The sequence below is a fragment of the Actinoplanes sp. NPDC051388 genome, from assembly GCF_055586225.1.
The window spans coordinates 248,914-263,641 of sequence record NZ_JBVJIP010000016.1; the positions used below are offsets into that span (position 1 = coordinate 248,914).

Sequence of the window (14,728 nt, forward strand, 5' to 3'; positions counted from 1 at the left end):
TGGCGGGGGGCCCCTCCCCCATCCCCCCCCCCCCCCCCCCCCCCCCCCCCCCCCCCCCCCCCCCCCCCGGCCCCCCCCCCCCCCCCCCCCCCCCCCCCCCCCACCGCCTGTGCTCTATGCTCCTCCACTCGACGAAAAGTCCACGGAGGACCACATATGAGCACCGACACCGCGGCGACCACCAACGTGCTGGGTTACTACCCGTTGGCATTCCGCAAATACGCGACCTTCACCGGTCGCGCCACCCGCGCCGAGTACTGGTACTTCATGCTTTTCCACGTGATCATCTATGTCGTGCTGGGCCTGCTGCTGGCCACTGTGGACCAGACCATCTTCGGCATCGCTCTGGGCGTCTACCTGCTCGCCGCCCTGCTGCCGATCCTGGCCGTGACCGCACGGCGCCTGCACGACGCGGGCTTCTCCGGCTGGCTGCAGCTGGTCGGCTTCATCCCGCTCGGCAGCTTCGTGATCCTCGTCCTCACCGTGCTGCCGGCCAAGGACCCCAGCAAGTACGGCCCGAACCCGCGGCTGTCGGCCTAGGGTCTGTTTTAAAAGGGGGGTCGGAGTGAGGCGAGGTCCAGGTGTCGTCTGGGTGTGCGGCGTGGGCGCCCAGATACCGGTGTTGTATCTGGGTGTTCGCGACGTGCGGCCAGGCGGCGGCTGGGCCACGCCGCAGCCCGGCCATCCCTTTTAAAACAGGCCCTAGCCGAGCACCAGGCCGGCGGCGTCCTCGCGGGTGAGGACGCCGTCGGCCACCAGCACCCGGATCTCCCGTGACAGCGAGCCACCGGCCGGGATGACGACCGGATCGCGGAAGGCCAGCGCGGCGCACACCCCGGCATACTCCCCGGTGCGCACGAACCAGCGGTCCGCGTCCCGCAGGCCCTCGAAGACCAATGTGGACCGATCGGCGACGACCAGCGCGACCCACGGCTCGGCCGATCCGTTGACGTCACCCGCCAGGCTCGGCGTGAAGGCGGCCGCCGGGCCCGGCGCCGCCCGCCAGAAGAACCCGCCGTACCCCGCGCCGCCGGTGCGTCCGTTCGTCGCCGGGCTGCCGAGCGTCACGTCTTGGTCGTCGGGGGTCAGCCGGTAGGCGAACGTGAGCCGCCACCCGCCGGGCGCCGCCTCGGCCGAGATCCGCCGCTCCTCGGTCAGCAGCAGCCCGCCGTCGCCGTCGGTCCACCGCAGCCGCTCGCCGAACTCGGGCATCCAGGCGTCGTGGGTGATCCGCCCGTGGTCGTCCCGCCAGACGTAGCCCTCGTCGCGCACGAAGGTGCGCCCGCCCCACAGGTTGACGCCGTTCACGTCGGCCATGCTCAGCGACGCGCCCAGATGCCAGGGGTGGTCGAAGCAGAGCGTGTCGGTGACCGTGACGCCGGCCAGCGTCCGCACCGGATGCAGATAGGGCCGCGGGCCGATCCGGATGTCCAGCGGCGGATCGACGACATAGGTGGCCACGGTCCGCCCGCCCACCTCCAGGAGCCGGTTCACCGGCCGGCCCCGACGATGCGCCCGCTGACCTCACCCAGGTCCACGTCCCCGGCGCGGGCGCTGATCACCACCTCGTCGCCGTCCGCCAGGAAACCGCGCAGCGAGCCGTCCGCGAGCTTCACCGGCTCCTGGCCGTTCCAGGTCAGCTCCAGGAGGCAACCCCGCTGGTCCGGCTCGGGCCCGGAGACGGTCCCGGAGGCGAAGAGATCTCCGGTACGCAGGGAAGCGCCGTTCACCGTGAGATGGGCGAGCTGCTGCGCCGCGGTCCAGTACATCTCCCGGAACGGCGGGCGGGACAGCACCGTGCCGTTCAGCGTGACGGTGAGCTCGATGTCGAGTCCCCACGGCTCGGTCTCGCGCAGGTAGGGCAACGGCTCCGGCCGCTGTGCCGGCGGGGCGACACGCGCGTGCTCCAGGGCGGACAGCGGCACCACCCACGGCGAGATGGAGGTGGCGAACGACTTGCCGAGGAACGGGCCGAGTGGCACGTACTCGAAGCTTTGAATGTCTCTGGCGCTCCAGTCGTTGAGCAGCACCACGCCGAACACGTGCTCGGCGAACCGCGCGGTGCCGACCCGGCCGCCCGGTTCCGGGAGACCGACCACGAAGCCCACCTCGGCCTCGATGTCGAGGCGCTGAGACGGGCCGAAGACGCCGGCCGCGAGCTGCCCCTCCGGGCGGCGGATCGGCGTGCCGGAGACGACCACGGTGCCGGCCCGGCCGTGATAGCCGATCGGCTGGTGCCGCCAGTTCTTCGTCAACGGCTCGCCGTCCGGCCGGAAGATCCGCCCGACGTTGGTCGCGTGGTGCTCCGAGGAATAGAAGTCCACGTAGTCCGCCACCTCGAACGGCAGATGCATCCGCACCTCCGCCCGCGGAATCCGGTCCGCGTCCGCGACCAGCGCGGACACCGCCGCGTGGTTCTCCTCCCAGGCGGCGCGGCCACGCGCCAGGAACGCATTGAGCGACGGGCGGGCGAAGTCGGCGGCGTCGGCCAGCGGCAGGGCGCTCAGGTCCACGACCTGGTCGCCGACGGCCACACCGGCCCGCGGCGGCTCACCGGGCCGCGAGAAGATCCCGTACGCAAGGACTGTCACGCGGTCCATTCCACCATGGCCGGAGCCGGACGCTCCCGATCAGCTGATCCGGGACTCGGCCAGGTCGAGGTGCCACCCGACGGCGCCGGCCGGCACCGTCCAGCTCAGCTGAAAAAGCATCCAGCGGGCCCAGTAGCGCCGCAGGGTGTCCGGCGCGATCCGGTCGGCGAGGATCTCGTCGAGGTGCGCGGCGGCCGCGGTCTCCACCGGATCGGCGTCCGGTGACCGGACGAACCACTCCCGATCGAAGCGGGTCTTGACCAGGGCGAAGAGACGATCACCGCGATAGGCGCCGAGGTTCCAGTCGACCACCGCGGTGGCGCGGTCGTGCTCGTCGAACAGCACGTTCGCCGCAGTCAGGTCCACGTGCACCAGGTCGCCGCCGGTCAGGTCGAGCGGCTCGGCGATGCGGCGGAGTTCGGCGATCAGCTCACGAGCACGCCCGCCCCGCACCCCGACGCCGTCGCCCACACCCAGCACCGGCGTGGGCACGTCCGATCGGTCCGCCAGCGCGTCGGCGAACCGGTCGTTGATCTCGACCAGCGCGTCGACCCGGGCCGCGGTCAGGCGCCGGGACGGCCCGGAGGGCAGCCGCTCCTGTACGAATGCCACGCCGTCGTCCAGTTCGACGACGAGGTCGTGCCGCGGCACCGGCAACCCCCGATCGCGGACATGGGCCAGCACCTCGGCGGTGCGCCTCGCCTCGGCGATCGGGCCCAGGAATCGGGTCACGACCGCCGGTCGGCCGTCCGGCCAGGCGACGTAGATCGCGCCGCCGAGTTCGCCGTATTGCGCGCGGCCGACGACGGTCAACGCGACCCCGGCGTGCCGGTTGATCGCGGCGATCACCTCGCGATCCCTTGTCCCGGTGTGCATCGCTCGAACCTAGCCGCCGGCTAGGACGCAAGCATCGGGGTGAGGGGGCCGGCGGCCGGGTTCAGGTCGAGCGTGCCGTTGAGATAGCGGCTGGCGTGGCCGGCCGGGTCGATGCGGCGGCGGAAGTGGTGCAGCACGCTTCCCCGGGCGCGGAACCGGCCCACCTCGATCACGTCCTTGCCGGTGCCGTCGCCACGCTGCACGGCCAGCTCGCCCCGGGCGCTGATCAGCAGCGTCGAATTGGGGGCGCGGTGCGTACTCGTGATCCGGATGTCGATCGGCAGACCCGCGGCCGCGGTGTCGGCCACGACCCGCACCAGGGTCGCGACCGCGCCCTCGCCGGTCAGCAGGCCGCGCGGGCGGTCGGCGGCCTTGCCGGCCGGCACCACCACGTGCAGGGTCCAGGTGCGCACACCGGCCGCGACCAGCTCGTCGCGCAGGGCCAGCAACGGCGCCGGCTCGGCGTTGCGGGCGGTCACGACGGTCTGCACGCTGCACGCCAGGCCCTCACCGCGGGCCAGCCGCACGGCCGCCCAGGCCGAGCGGAACGAGCTCGCGCCGAGCGGCAGGTAGCGCCGGTTGATCGGGCGCAGCCGGTCGTTGACCACGGCGTCCGCGCTGTCCAGCGAAATCCGCACGTGCACGCCGTGCGCGCGCAGCAGCGGCACCAGGCCGCGCAGGTCGCCGACCCCCGAGGTGTCCAGCACCACCGCCTTGTCGCGGGCCAGCTCACCGAGCAGCCGCGCGGCCCGATCCGGGCGGGACAGCGGCTCGCCGCCGGTGATCACGCCGACCATCGCGGGCGTCGCCCGGGCCACCCGGATCACCTCGTCGAGCCACTCCGGGGCGTCCGCCTCGCGGTAGCCGGTCATCAGGTCGTCGGCGTGGCAATAGACGCAGCGCAGCGGGCAGTGCGCGGTGGTGAAGCAGTTGACCACCAGCGGCAGCCGGGTGCCGGGCAACCCGTCCGGGAACTCGCCGAACTGGGACCGGCCGTAGAAGGCCCGCTCCGGCGTGTGCGGCGTGGTCACGCAGAGGCCGGCCGAGGCCATCGCCTCGACCGTCTCGCGCGGGCCCCCGGCGAGCAGTGCGCGGGTGTGCGCCCGGTCCAGAGCGTAGAAGTGGTCACGCTGCGGCACGTAGGCGATCGCGCCGAACTTCTCTCTCCGTAGCCGGACCCCGGGGGCCAGTTCGGATGACAGCACAGGTGTCCTCGATGTCGCAGCGTAGGTTTGCGCAAATCTTGGCGATCCAAGTAACGCTACGCAATACCACGATGTAACGACTGGCAACGGGTTACGACTCGAGAACGCGTTCCATCGCGGCACGTGACCGGCGGGCCACCCGCAGGTAGGTGTCCACGAACTCGCCCGGGTCGTCGCCGCCGAGCAGCTGCACGACACCGGCCAGCTCGACGCCGTGCCGGGGCAGCTGATCGGTCGGGCGGCCGCGGACCAGGGTGAGCGCGTTGCGGACCCGGGCGGCCAGGGTCCAGCCGGCCGCCATCGCGGACGCGTCGGCCTTGGCGATCAGGCCCGCCGACCGTTCCGCGGTGAGCGCCTCCAGGGTGCGGGTGAGGCGCAGCTCGGGCACCGCATATGCATGCCGCAACTGCAGCAGCTGCACCGCCCACTCCACATCGGCCAGACCCCCGCGGCCCAGCTTGGTGTGCGTGTTCGGGTCGGCGCCACGCGGCATCCGCTCGGTCTCCACCCGCGCCTTCAGCCGGCGGATCTCGATCACCTGGTCCCGGCTCAGGCCGCCGCGCGGATAGCGCATGCCGTCCGCCAGCTCCTCGAAGCGCAGCCCGAGCTCGCGGTCACCGGCCACCGCCCGGGCCCGGAGCAGCGCCTGCGACTCCCAGACCTTGGACCAGCGGGCGTAGTACTGCGCGTACGCGTTCAGGCTGCGCACCAGCGGACCCTGCCGGCCCTCCGGACGCAGGTCGGCGTCGATGCCCAGCGCCGGGTCGGGGGCGGGCGAATTGAGCAGCCGGCGCATCTCCTCGGCGATCTGGTGCGCGGGGGCCGATGCCTCGTTGTCCGGCATGCCCTCCGGCGGCGTGAAGACGAACAGCACGTCGGCGTCGGAGGGGTAGCTCATCTCGTATCCGCCGAGCCGGCCCATGCCGATCACCGCGAACTGCATGCCGTCCGGGGCGGGACGGCTGCGGCGGGCCACCCGCAACGCCGCGTTGAGGGTCGCGTCGGTGACGTCGGAGAGCGCGATGCCGACCTGGTCCACGTCCAGCGGATGCGCGGGGGCGAGATCACCGGCCCGGCTGAGGATGTCGGCGCAGGCGATCCGGAACAGCTCGCGGCGGCGCTGGGCCCGGACCGCGGCGATGGCCTTCTCCGGGTCGTCGGTGTGCCGGTCGGCCGCGGCGGCGAACCCCTCGATCAGGTTCTCCCGCGGGCGCGGCTGCAGCTCGGCGTCGTTGGCCAGCAGGCGCAGCGCCTCGGGGTCGCGGATCAGCAGGTCGGTCGCATATCGGGAGAGGCTGATCACGTGGGCCAGGCGGCGGGCCACCGGGCCGCCGTCGCGGAGCAGCCGCAGGTACCACGGCGTGCTGCCCAGCTTGTCCGACACGTGCCGGTAGTTGAGCAGGCCCCGATCCGGCTCGGGCGCATCCGAGAACTCCTGCAGCAGCATCGGCAGCAGGGTGCGCTGGATCGCCGCGGTGCGGGTCACGCCGCCGGTCAGCGCCTGCAGGTGGCGCAGCGCGCCGGCCGGGTCGGCGAAGCCCAGCACCTCGAGCCGCTTGCCGGCCGACTCGGTGGTCATCCGCAGCGCCTCGGCGGGCACCCGGGCGACCGCCTCGAGCAGCGGCCGATAGAGCAGTTTCACGTGCAGGCGGCGGACGTTGGCGGCGTGCCCGACCCAGTCCGAGCGGAACGCCTCGACCGCGTCCCGGCCGGGCAGCGCCACGTAACCGAGGGCCATCGCCAGCCACCGCTCGCCCTTGGGGTCGTCCGGCACGGTGTGCGTGCGCCGCAACTGCTGCAGTTGCAGCCGGTGCTCGATGCTGCGCAGGAAGCGGTACCCCCGCAGCAGCGTCTCGCCGTCCTGCCGGCCCACATATCCCCCGGCGACCAGCGCGCGCAACGCCGGCAGCGTGCCCGGCTCGCGCAGCGTCTCGTCGATCCGGCCGTGCACGAGCTGCAGCAGCTGCACCGCGAACTCGATGTCCCGCAATCCGCCCGGCCCGCGCTTGACCTCGCGGTCCACCTTGTCCGGCGGCACGTTCTCGATGATCTTGCGGCGCATGTCCCGGACGTCGGCCACCGCCTCGGGCCGCTCGGCCGCATGCCAGACCAGCGGCGCCAGGTCGTCGATCCACTCCTGGGCCAGTTCCTGGTCGCCGGCCGCCGGGCGGGCCTTGAGCAGCGCCTGAAACTCCCAGGTGCGCGCCCAGCGCCGGTAATATGCCTGATGCGAGGCGAGCGTGCGGACCAGCGGGCCACGGCTGCCCTCCGGACGCAGCGAGGCGTCCACCGGCCAGGCCACCTGACCGCAGATCTCGATGATCCGGGCGGCGACCGTGGTGGCGGCGTTGAGGTCCTCGTCGTCCCGGGTGATGAAGATGACGTCCACATCGGACACATAGTTCAGTTCATAGCCGCCGCACTTGCCCATCGCGACGACCGCGAGGCTGGGCTCGGCGGGCAGGGCGGACACCGCCATCGCGTACGCCGCCCCGAGCGTCTCGTCGGCCAGCCGGGACAGCGCCCCCATGGTCGGCTCCAGCCCCCGGCCACCGGTCAGGTCGGCCGCCGCGATCCGCAGCAGGCTCACCCGATAGGCCTTCCGCAACGCCGGCACCGAAGGCGCGACGTCCCCCATGGAATTCTCGAACTCCAGATGCCCCTCGGCGTTCGGCGGCAGCCCGGTCTTGCCGGTGGCCAGCACCCGCCACTCGTCCGGGTTGGCCACCAGGTGGTCGCCGAGCGCCGACGAGGCGCCGAGGATCGCCACCAGCCGCCGCCGCAGGCCCTGATCGCGATAGAGCGCGTCGAGGATCGCGGTGATCGCCGGGCCGCCGTTGGCCCGCGCCGAGGCCCGCTCGGCCGACTCGATCATCCGGTGCATCTGACGCAGCGCCAGGTTCGGATCGGCGGCCCGGGACAGCGCGTGGATCAGCTCGGCCGCGTCGGAGTCCACCGGCCCCTGCGACTCGGCGTCCCACAACCGCAGGCCCTCCGGCCCGAGCAGGTCGGCGGCGCGGGCTCCGTTGTCCGCGAAGCCGTAGCGGGCGAGCCGGCTGGGCCTGGTCACGTCAGTGACCCAGCAGGGGCAGCGTCCGCCCGGTGCCCGGGTTGGGGATGTCCGCGTCCGGCAACGTGCCCAGCGCCAGCGCGGCGAACCGGGCGGCGAACGGCTGCCACACCTCCTCGACGTCGGCCAGGGCCGCCGCGCAGGCGGCGATCACCGCGTCCGGGTGGTAGCCCAACTCGTCGAGCGTCGCCGCGTCGGACTCCACCCAGGCCTCGATCATCGGCAGGTCGCACTCGATGTGGAACTGCACGCCCCAGGCTCGGTCGCCGAGCCGGAACGCCTGGTTCGGGTAGCGGCTCGACGCGGCCAGCAGCACCGCGCTCAGCGGCAACTCGGTGATCTCGTCGCGATGCCACTGGATCACGTCGGGCAACAGCGGCACCCACTTGAAGAGCGGGTCGGTGTCCGAGGCGTCGCGCTTGCCGACCAGGCCGGGCCCGATCTCCGGGCCCGAGGTGCTGCGTTCGACCAGGCCACCGTGCGCCGATGCGAGCAACTGCCCACCCAGGCAGACCCCGAGCGTGGGTACGCGCCCGCGCACCGCCTTGCGCAGCAGCCCCTCGAGGCGCGGAAACCAGGGTGCCCCGGGAGTGCCGTCGGCGGCCGCGTACGCGTCCTGATCGCCGCCCAGCACCACCAGCGCGAGGTGGTCGTCCAGGGTCTCGGGCAGCTCGTCACCGGCGTGCGGCCGCACGATGGTCAGCGGCAGCTCCGCCTCGCTGAGCCACTCGGCCAGGCGGGCGGGCGGGTCGGACGGATCGTTCTCGACGACAAGCGCGGTGCTCACTCCCCGAGGCTAACCGGTAATGCCGTGGAAACACCGACAGGAGGGTGTCGCCGGACCCCGGCAAGGTTCGGGGTGTTCAACCGAGAGAGGGGAAAGATCATGGGGATCAACGGCAACGCCTGGTTCGAGATCGGCACGGCGGACCGTGCGGGCGCCGAGCGCTTCTATGGCGAGGTGTTCGGCTGGACCTTCGGCGACGACGTGTCCACGGCTCCCGACGGGCAGCCCTATCGTCTGGTCAGCACCGGCGCCGGCGAGGGGCCGAGCGGCGGGGTGGCGGGTCAGGCCGGCGAACCGGGCTATGCGACCTTTTACCTCGTCGTCGAGGACACCGCGGCGATGTGTGCGAAGGTCGAGGCCGCGGGCGGCAAGGTGCTGGTGCCGACCCAGACCTCGCCGAGCGGCCTGATCTCGGCCCAGGTGCTCGATCCGGAGGGCAACCGCTTCGGCCTCTTCACGCCGCCGCGGGGTTAGAGCTGCAGCTGGTGCAGCAGGTGTGGTGGCACGTTGAGATCGTCGGCCCGCAGCTCCCGCGGCGGCGGCGTCTCGGCGGTCACCGTCACCCGGGTGATCCGGTCGACCCGGAAGGCCCGGACACCCGCACGCAGGCGGCACCAGGCCACCAGGTACCAATGATCGAACCCGCCGACGTGGCTGAGCGGCTCGATCTCGCGCTCGCTGACCACGCCGGCCCGGTCGGCATAACCGATCCGCAGCACCCGGCCGGCCTCGAGCGCGCCGGCGATCAGCCGCGGCACCGGCTCGGGCGCCGTCGGCCGGTCGATCAACCGGACCTTGCCGGCCAGCTCGCGCGCGGCGGTCGCGTCGTCGGCCCGCATCGCCGCGACCAGCTTGCGCAGCGCCGACCTCGCGGTGGCGGCGAACGGGCTGCCGGCCAGCCGCTGCAGGGCCAGCGCCATCGCCACCGCCTCGCCCGGCGTGAGGTTCACCGGCGGCAGCGTGTGCGCCTTGTCCAGGCAATAACCCCCGGTGCGCCCGGCCTCGGCATAGATCGGCGTGCCGGACTGCTGCAGCGCCGAGATGTCTCGCTCGACCGTGCGCCGGCTCACCTCGAAACGCTCCGCCAGCCACCCTGAGCTGCGCGGGCGCGGCGCCACCGCGCGCAGCTCCTCGACGATGGCATAGAGCCGATCGGTCCGGTTCACATCGAGGACCCTACGACCGGGGTACGACAGTTATCCTGCCGATCATGTCGACCAGCGCAGAGGCGCCCCAGACCACGGTGCGGGTGTCCACGCTCGAGCTGTTCTTCGATCTCGTCTTCGTCTTCACGATCACCCAGCTGACCGAGACGCTGACCGATCACCCGACGATGGCCACCTTCGGCGACGTGGTGCTGATCCTGGCCGTGGTCTGGTGGATGTATTCGGGCTACGCCTGGCTGACCAACGCGGTCGCGCCGAACAGCACCGGCCGGCGCACCCTGCTGCTCGCCGGGATGGCCGGCTTCCTGGTGATGGCGCTGGCCATCCCAGAGGCGTTCACCGACCACGGCTGGATCTTCGGGATCAGCTACCTGGTCGTCAACGTGGTGCACGCGCTGCTGTTCCGGCAGGCCGGATCCGCCGCGCGGGCGGCGATCCGCGTGCTGACCCCGATGAACATCCTGGCCGCCCTGCTGGTGCTGGCCGGCGGCATCCTGCCCGAGCCGTGGCGGCACGTGGCCTGGGTGCTGGCGCCGCTGGTGCAGGTCACTGCCGGTTACGTGCACAAGGTGGAGATGCACGCGATCAGCGCCGGGCACTTCGCCGAGCGGCACGGACTGGTGATGATCATCGCGATCGGCGAGTCGATCATCGCGATCGGGCTCGGTTTCCGCGGCGTCGACCTCGGCGTGGGCGCGATCCTGGTCGCGGTCCTCGGCCTGTGCATCGCCTATTACCTGTGGTGGCTCTATTTCGCCGGCGACGACGAGCGCGCCGAGCACGTGCTGGCGCATGCCGAACCACAGCGCCGGGCCCGGCTGGCGCTGGACGCCTGGGGCTACGCGCACTTCCCGATGCTGCTCGGCGTCGTGGTGCTCTCGGCCGGCATCAAGAAGACGGTCGGCCACGCCTTCGAACCCCTGCACTGGGGCGAGGCGATCATGCTGAGCGGCGGCGCCGCGATCTACCTGCTCGGCCACGCCGGCTTCCTGGCCCGGCTCGGCCTCCCCGGCGTGCGGCACCGGGTGATCGCCGCGGTCGCGGTGCTCGCGGTCATCCCGGTCGGCCACCAGCTGGCCGTCCTGCAGCTCGCCGCGCTCCCGCTGATCATGTTCGGCGCCGCGATCATCGAGGACCTGCCCCGGATCCGCCGGGCCGGCGGCTCCACCGAGATCAGCAACTTCGGCAGAACCGCCTCCTCCGAGCGGTAGAGCGCGTCAGGCGATGCAGGCGGCGACGATCAGGGCGGCGCCGAAGTGGGCGGCCGCGCTGACCGTGGCGCCCGGGTGGCGCTCCTGGGTGCAGATGACCTCGCCCAGCTTTCCGGGGGTCAGCCAGTCCAGCACGATGAAGCCGAAGCCCATGATCGCGATGCCGATGATGCCGAAGATCACCGTGGACGCCAGGCCCTGCCCGAACGAGTCGTAGCTGGTGAAGATCGCGGTGAACACGATGACCGCGATGCCCAGTTGGTTCGCCGCCAGCAGCAGCGCCGCGTTCGGGTTCTTCTCGCGCCAGATCAGGTCCTTGAGCTTGCCCGGCGTCAGCAGGTCGACCATCACGAAGCCGAGCGCCATCAGCCCGATCCCGATGAGTCCGAAAACGACACTGCGACCGGCGCCGTTGAGCAGATCTTCCAGCACGACTTCCCCCTCGTCACTTTGATTCGACAGGCACCGTATCGGACCTGCGCGAATACGTGATCCACCGAGGGCCGAAAATTAAAGCGCGCCGAGATATCTCTGCCGCTCGTACGGGGTCACCTCGCGCCGGTACTGCTCCCATTCGGCCCGTTTGTTCCGCAGGAAGAAGTCGAAGACGTGCTCGCCGAGGACCTCGGGGACCAGTTCGGACTTCTCCATCACGTCGATCGCCTCGGACAGGTTCTCCGGCAGCGCCTCGTATCCCATCGCCTTGCGCTCGGCCGGGGAGAGGCCCCAGACGTCGTCCTCGGCGCCGGGCGGGAGCTCGTACCCCTCCTCGATGCCTTTGAGGCCGGCGCCGAGCATCACCGCGAAAGCCAGGTAGGGGTTGGTGGCCGAGTCGATCGACCGGACCTCGACCCGGGCCGAGTTGGACTTGCCGAAGGCCGGCACGCGCACCAGGGCCGAGCGGTTGAGGTGTCCCCAGCTCACAAACGCCGGCGACTCGGTGATCCGGTCCGGCAGCTGCATCGGGAAGAGCCGCTTGTAGGAGTTGACCCACTGGTTCGTGACGGCGGTGTACTCCCGCGCGTGCACCAGCAGGCCGGCGATGAACGCCCGCGCGGTCTTGGAGAGCTTGAGCGGGTCGTCGCCGTCGAAGAACGCGTTCCGCTCGCCCTCGAACAGCGACAGGTGCGTGTGCATGCCGCTGCCGGGCTGGTCCGTGTACGGCTTCGGCATGAAGGTCGCGCGCACCCCCTGGGAGAGCGCCACCTCCTTGACCACGTGCCGGAACGTCATGATGTTGTCCGCCGTGGTCAGCGCGTCCGCATAACGCAGGTCGATCTCCTGCTGGCCGGGCGCGACCTCGTGGTGGCTGAACTCGACCGAGATGCCGATCCGCTCCAGCGCGAGCACGGCCTGGCGGCGGAAGTCGCGGGCCACCGAGTGCGTGGTGTGGTCGAAGTAGCCGCCGGTGTCCACCGGGATCGGCAGGCTGCCGTCCAGCGGGCCGTCCTGGATCAGGAAGAACTCGACCTCGGGGTGGGTGTAGAAGGTGAAGCCCTTCTCCGCCGCCTTGGCCAGCATCCGGCGCAGCACGTGCCGCGGGTCGGCCCAGGCCGCGCTGCCGTCGGGCAGCAGGATGTCGCAGAACATCCGGGCGCTCTCGCCGCTCACCCCGCCCTCGAACGGGAACACCTGAAACGTGGTCGGGTCGGGCATCGCGACCATGTCGGACTCGTAGACCCGGGCGAATCCCTCGATCGCCGAGCCGTCGATGCCCATGCCCTCTTCGAAGGCGGACTCCAGCTCGGCGGGCGCCACCGACACGCTTTTCAGGGTGCCCAGCACGTCGGTGAACCAAAGCCGGACAAAACGGATGTCGCGCTCCTCGAGCGTACGAAGCACGAACTCCTGCTGTCGGTCCACGTCCACCCCTCGAGCTTGTCAAGCCTGGCGGGTCAGTCTCCCGCCGCCCCGTTACGCAGAGATTACGCCGACCGTCGAGTGGATCGAGGCATTGGGTGCGGAACAATGGGGAGCATGCCCACGCTGCGGATCGCGCTTGCCCAGGTGAACTCCACGGTCGGTGACCTGCCCGGCAACGCCGCGTCAGTGCGCGAGTCGGCACGTGCCGCGGCCGACTCCGGCGCCCAACTTGTCGCCTTCCCCGAGATGATGCTCACCGGCTACCCCATCGAGGACCTGGTCTTCCGCGACTCCTTCGTGGCCGCATCGCAGCGCGCGCTGGCCCGGCTGGCCGCCGACCTGGCCGCCGACGGGCTGGGCGACCTGGCCGTGGTGGTGGGTTATGTGGACGCCGACGGCCCGGCCCCGACCAGTGCCGACGCGGTGCCGGGCAGCGGCCGCCGGGACGCGTCCGCGCTGCTGCTGGGCGGCGAGATCCAGGCCACCTATTACAAACATCACCTGCCCAATTACGGCGTCTTCGACGAGGACCGCTACTTCGAGCCGGGCGACACGCTGACCGTGGTCCGGTTCGGCGGCGTCGACATCGCGCTCACCGTCTGCGAGGACCTCTGGCAGGCCGGCGGGCCGTTCGCCGCGGCCCGGCGGGCCGGCGTCGGGCTGGTGGTCAACATCAACGCCTCACCGTACGAGCTGGACAAGGACGACGTCCGCCTGCCGCTGGTCCGTCGCCGGGCGGCCGAGGCGGGCGCGACGATCGCCTATGTGAACCTCATCGGCGGCCAGGACGACCTGGTCTTCGACGGCGACTCGATGATCGTGACCGCCCAGGGCGACCTGCTCACCCGGGCCGGCCAGTTCAGCGACGAGCTGCTGATCCACGACCTCGAGCTGCCCGGCTCCGCGCAGGACGACTACCAGCCCGGGCCGGACGGGATGGGCATCCGCCGCGTCGAGATCGCGCAGCCGCCACGTCCGCTGGCCGACGGCCCGGCGGTGGGCGGCATCGCCGACCGGATCACCGACGAGGCGGAGATCTGGGAGGCGCTGGTCCTGGGTCTGCACGACTACGTGACCAAGAACGGCTTCCGCTCGGTGGTGTTCGGCCTGTCCGGCGGCATCGACTCGGCCGTGGTCGCGGCCATCGCGGTCGACGCGCTCGGCCCGGACCGGGTCACCGCCATCTCGATGCCCAGCGGGTACAGCTCCAGCCACTCCAAGGACGACGCGGCCGACCTGGCCAAGCGCACCGGCCTGGACTACCGCATCGAGCCGATCCAGCCGATGGTCGACGCGTTCCTGTCGAACATGTCGCTCTCCGGCCTGGCGGTGGAAAATCTCCAGGCCCGGGTACGCGGCGTGATCCTGATGGCGCTGTCGAACCAGGAGGGCCACCTCGTCCTCACCACCGGCAACAAGAGTGAGCTCGCGGTCGGTTACTCCACGCTCTACGGCGACTCGGTGGGCGGTTTCAACCCGCTCAAGGACGTGCCGAAGACGCTGGTCTGGAAGCTGGCCCGGTGGCGCAACGCGGAGGCCGCCCGGCTGGGCACCGAGCCGCCGATCCCGGAGAACTCGATCACCAAGCCGCCGAGTGCCGAGCTGCGCCCCGGCCAGGTGGACACCGACTCGCTGCCGGACTACGAGGTGCTGGACGCGATCCTGATCGGCTACATCGACGGCGACCAGGGCCGCGACGACCTGGTCGCGGCCGGGCACGACGAGCAGCTGGTGGACAAGGTGCTGCGCATGGTCGACATCGCGGAGTACAAGCGCCGGCAGTCCGCCCCCGGCACCAAGATCTCCATCAAGGCCTTCGGCCGTGACCGCCGTCTCCCGATTACGAACAGGTTTCGGGAGAGTATGTGAAACATTGCACTGCACCCTGACAGGGGGGCTTGTCGCGGTGCGACGATTTCCACGGACCCGGGGACCGCGAGGGCGGCCTCGAGGGAAGGA

At 71.5% G+C, this 14,728-nt stretch carries 13 protein-coding genes; 4 read left to right on the top strand and 9 right to left on the bottom strand.

Going from position 1 to position 14,728, the window contains the following annotated elements; all coding sequences use genetic code 11:
* Nucleotides 1-156 precede the first annotated feature (156 nt).
* Nucleotides 157-540: a DUF805 domain-containing protein gene (locus ACZ6TI_RS34745; protein WP_465349449.1), complete on the top strand. Its 384-nt coding sequence runs from the start codon at nt 157-159 to the stop codon at nt 538-540.
* Nucleotides 541-702: 162 nt separating this feature from the next.
* On the opposite strand, the gene ACZ6TI_RS34750 is transcribed toward ACZ6TI_RS34745, so the two are convergent.
* From ACZ6TI_RS34750 to ACZ6TI_RS34775, 6 genes are all read right to left on the bottom strand, one after another.
* The gene (locus ACZ6TI_RS34750; RefSeq protein ID WP_465349450.1) at nt 703-1,494 is read right to left on the bottom strand and encodes a DUF6807 domain-containing protein; all 792 of its coding nucleotides are present in this window, start codon (nt 1,492-1,494) and stop codon (nt 703-705) included.
* Nucleotides 1,491-2,600, bottom strand: coding sequence for a fumarylacetoacetase (gene fahA / locus ACZ6TI_RS34755; protein ID WP_465349451.1), 1,110 nt, complete (start codon nt 2,598-2,600; stop codon nt 1,491-1,493). Before fahA ends, ACZ6TI_RS34750 begins: the two co-directional genes overlap by 4 nt.
* Nucleotides 2,601-2,630: 30 nt before the next feature.
* Nucleotides 2,631-3,467 carry a protein kinase family protein gene (locus tag ACZ6TI_RS34760; RefSeq protein ID WP_465349452.1) on the bottom strand — a complete coding sequence of 279 codons (837 nt, stop codon included), beginning with the start codon at nt 3,465-3,467 and terminating at the stop codon, nt 2,631-2,633.
* A 20-nt stretch (nt 3,468-3,487) separates the two neighbouring features.
* Entirely contained in the window at nt 3,488-4,672 is a 1,185-nt protein-coding gene (locus tag ACZ6TI_RS34765; RefSeq protein ID WP_465349453.1) for a radical SAM protein, read from the bottom strand.
* Between the two features lie 91 nt (nt 4,673-4,763).
* Nucleotides 4,764-7,742 (bottom strand): bifunctional [glutamine synthetase] adenylyltransferase/[glutamine synthetase]-adenylyl-L-tyrosine phosphorylase, encoded by a 2,979-nt coding sequence (locus tag ACZ6TI_RS34770; RefSeq protein ID WP_465349454.1) that lies wholly within the window; start codon nt 7,740-7,742, stop codon nt 4,764-4,766.
* Nucleotide 7,743: 1 nt separating this feature from the next.
* Entirely contained in the window at nt 7,744-8,529 is a 786-nt protein-coding gene (locus tag ACZ6TI_RS34775; protein WP_465349455.1) for a type 1 glutamine amidotransferase, read from the bottom strand.
* A 99-nt stretch (nt 8,530-8,628) separates the two neighbouring features.
* On the opposite strand from ACZ6TI_RS34775, the gene ACZ6TI_RS34780 reads away from it, so the two are divergent.
* Nucleotides 8,629-9,003, top strand: coding sequence for a VOC family protein (locus ACZ6TI_RS34780; RefSeq protein WP_465349456.1), 375 nt, complete (start codon nt 8,629-8,631; stop codon nt 9,001-9,003).
* Here ACZ6TI_RS34780 and ACZ6TI_RS34785 read toward each other — a convergent pair.
* Nucleotides 9,000-9,695 (bottom strand): helix-turn-helix transcriptional regulator, encoded by a 696-nt coding sequence (locus ACZ6TI_RS34785; RefSeq protein WP_465349457.1) that lies wholly within the window; start codon nt 9,693-9,695, stop codon nt 9,000-9,002. The two genes, ACZ6TI_RS34780 and ACZ6TI_RS34785, sit on opposite strands and share 4 nt — an antisense overlap.
* 44 nt (nt 9,696-9,739) lie before the next feature.
* Between ACZ6TI_RS34785 and ACZ6TI_RS34790 the strand changes: the two genes are divergently transcribed.
* Nucleotides 9,740-10,906 (top strand): low temperature requirement protein A, encoded by a 1,167-nt coding sequence (locus ACZ6TI_RS34790; protein ID WP_465349458.1) that lies wholly within the window; start codon nt 9,740-9,742, stop codon nt 10,904-10,906.
* A gap of 6 nt (nt 10,907-10,912) precedes the next feature.
* Here ACZ6TI_RS34790 and ACZ6TI_RS34795 read toward each other — a convergent pair whose 3' ends face one another.
* Together ACZ6TI_RS34795 and ACZ6TI_RS34800 are read right to left on the bottom strand one after the other, a co-directional pair.
* The gene (locus ACZ6TI_RS34795) at nt 10,913-11,338 is read right to left on the bottom strand and encodes a DUF350 domain-containing protein (protein ID WP_465349459.1); all 426 of its coding nucleotides are present in this window, start codon (nt 11,336-11,338) and stop codon (nt 10,913-10,915) included.
* Nucleotides 11,339-11,416: 78 nt separating this feature from the next.
* The gene (locus ACZ6TI_RS34800; protein WP_465349487.1) at nt 11,417-12,769 is read right to left on the bottom strand and encodes a glutamine synthetase family protein; all 1,353 of its coding nucleotides are present in this window, start codon (nt 12,767-12,769) and stop codon (nt 11,417-11,419) included.
* 114 nt (nt 12,770-12,883) lie between these two features.
* Here ACZ6TI_RS34800 and ACZ6TI_RS34805 point away from each other — a divergent pair, with 114 nt between their 5' ends.
* Complete coding sequence (locus ACZ6TI_RS34805) at nt 12,884-14,638, top strand: NAD+ synthase (protein WP_465349460.1); 1,755 nt, start codon at nt 12,884-12,886, stop codon at nt 14,636-14,638.
* Nucleotides 14,639-14,728 lie beyond the last annotated feature (90 nt).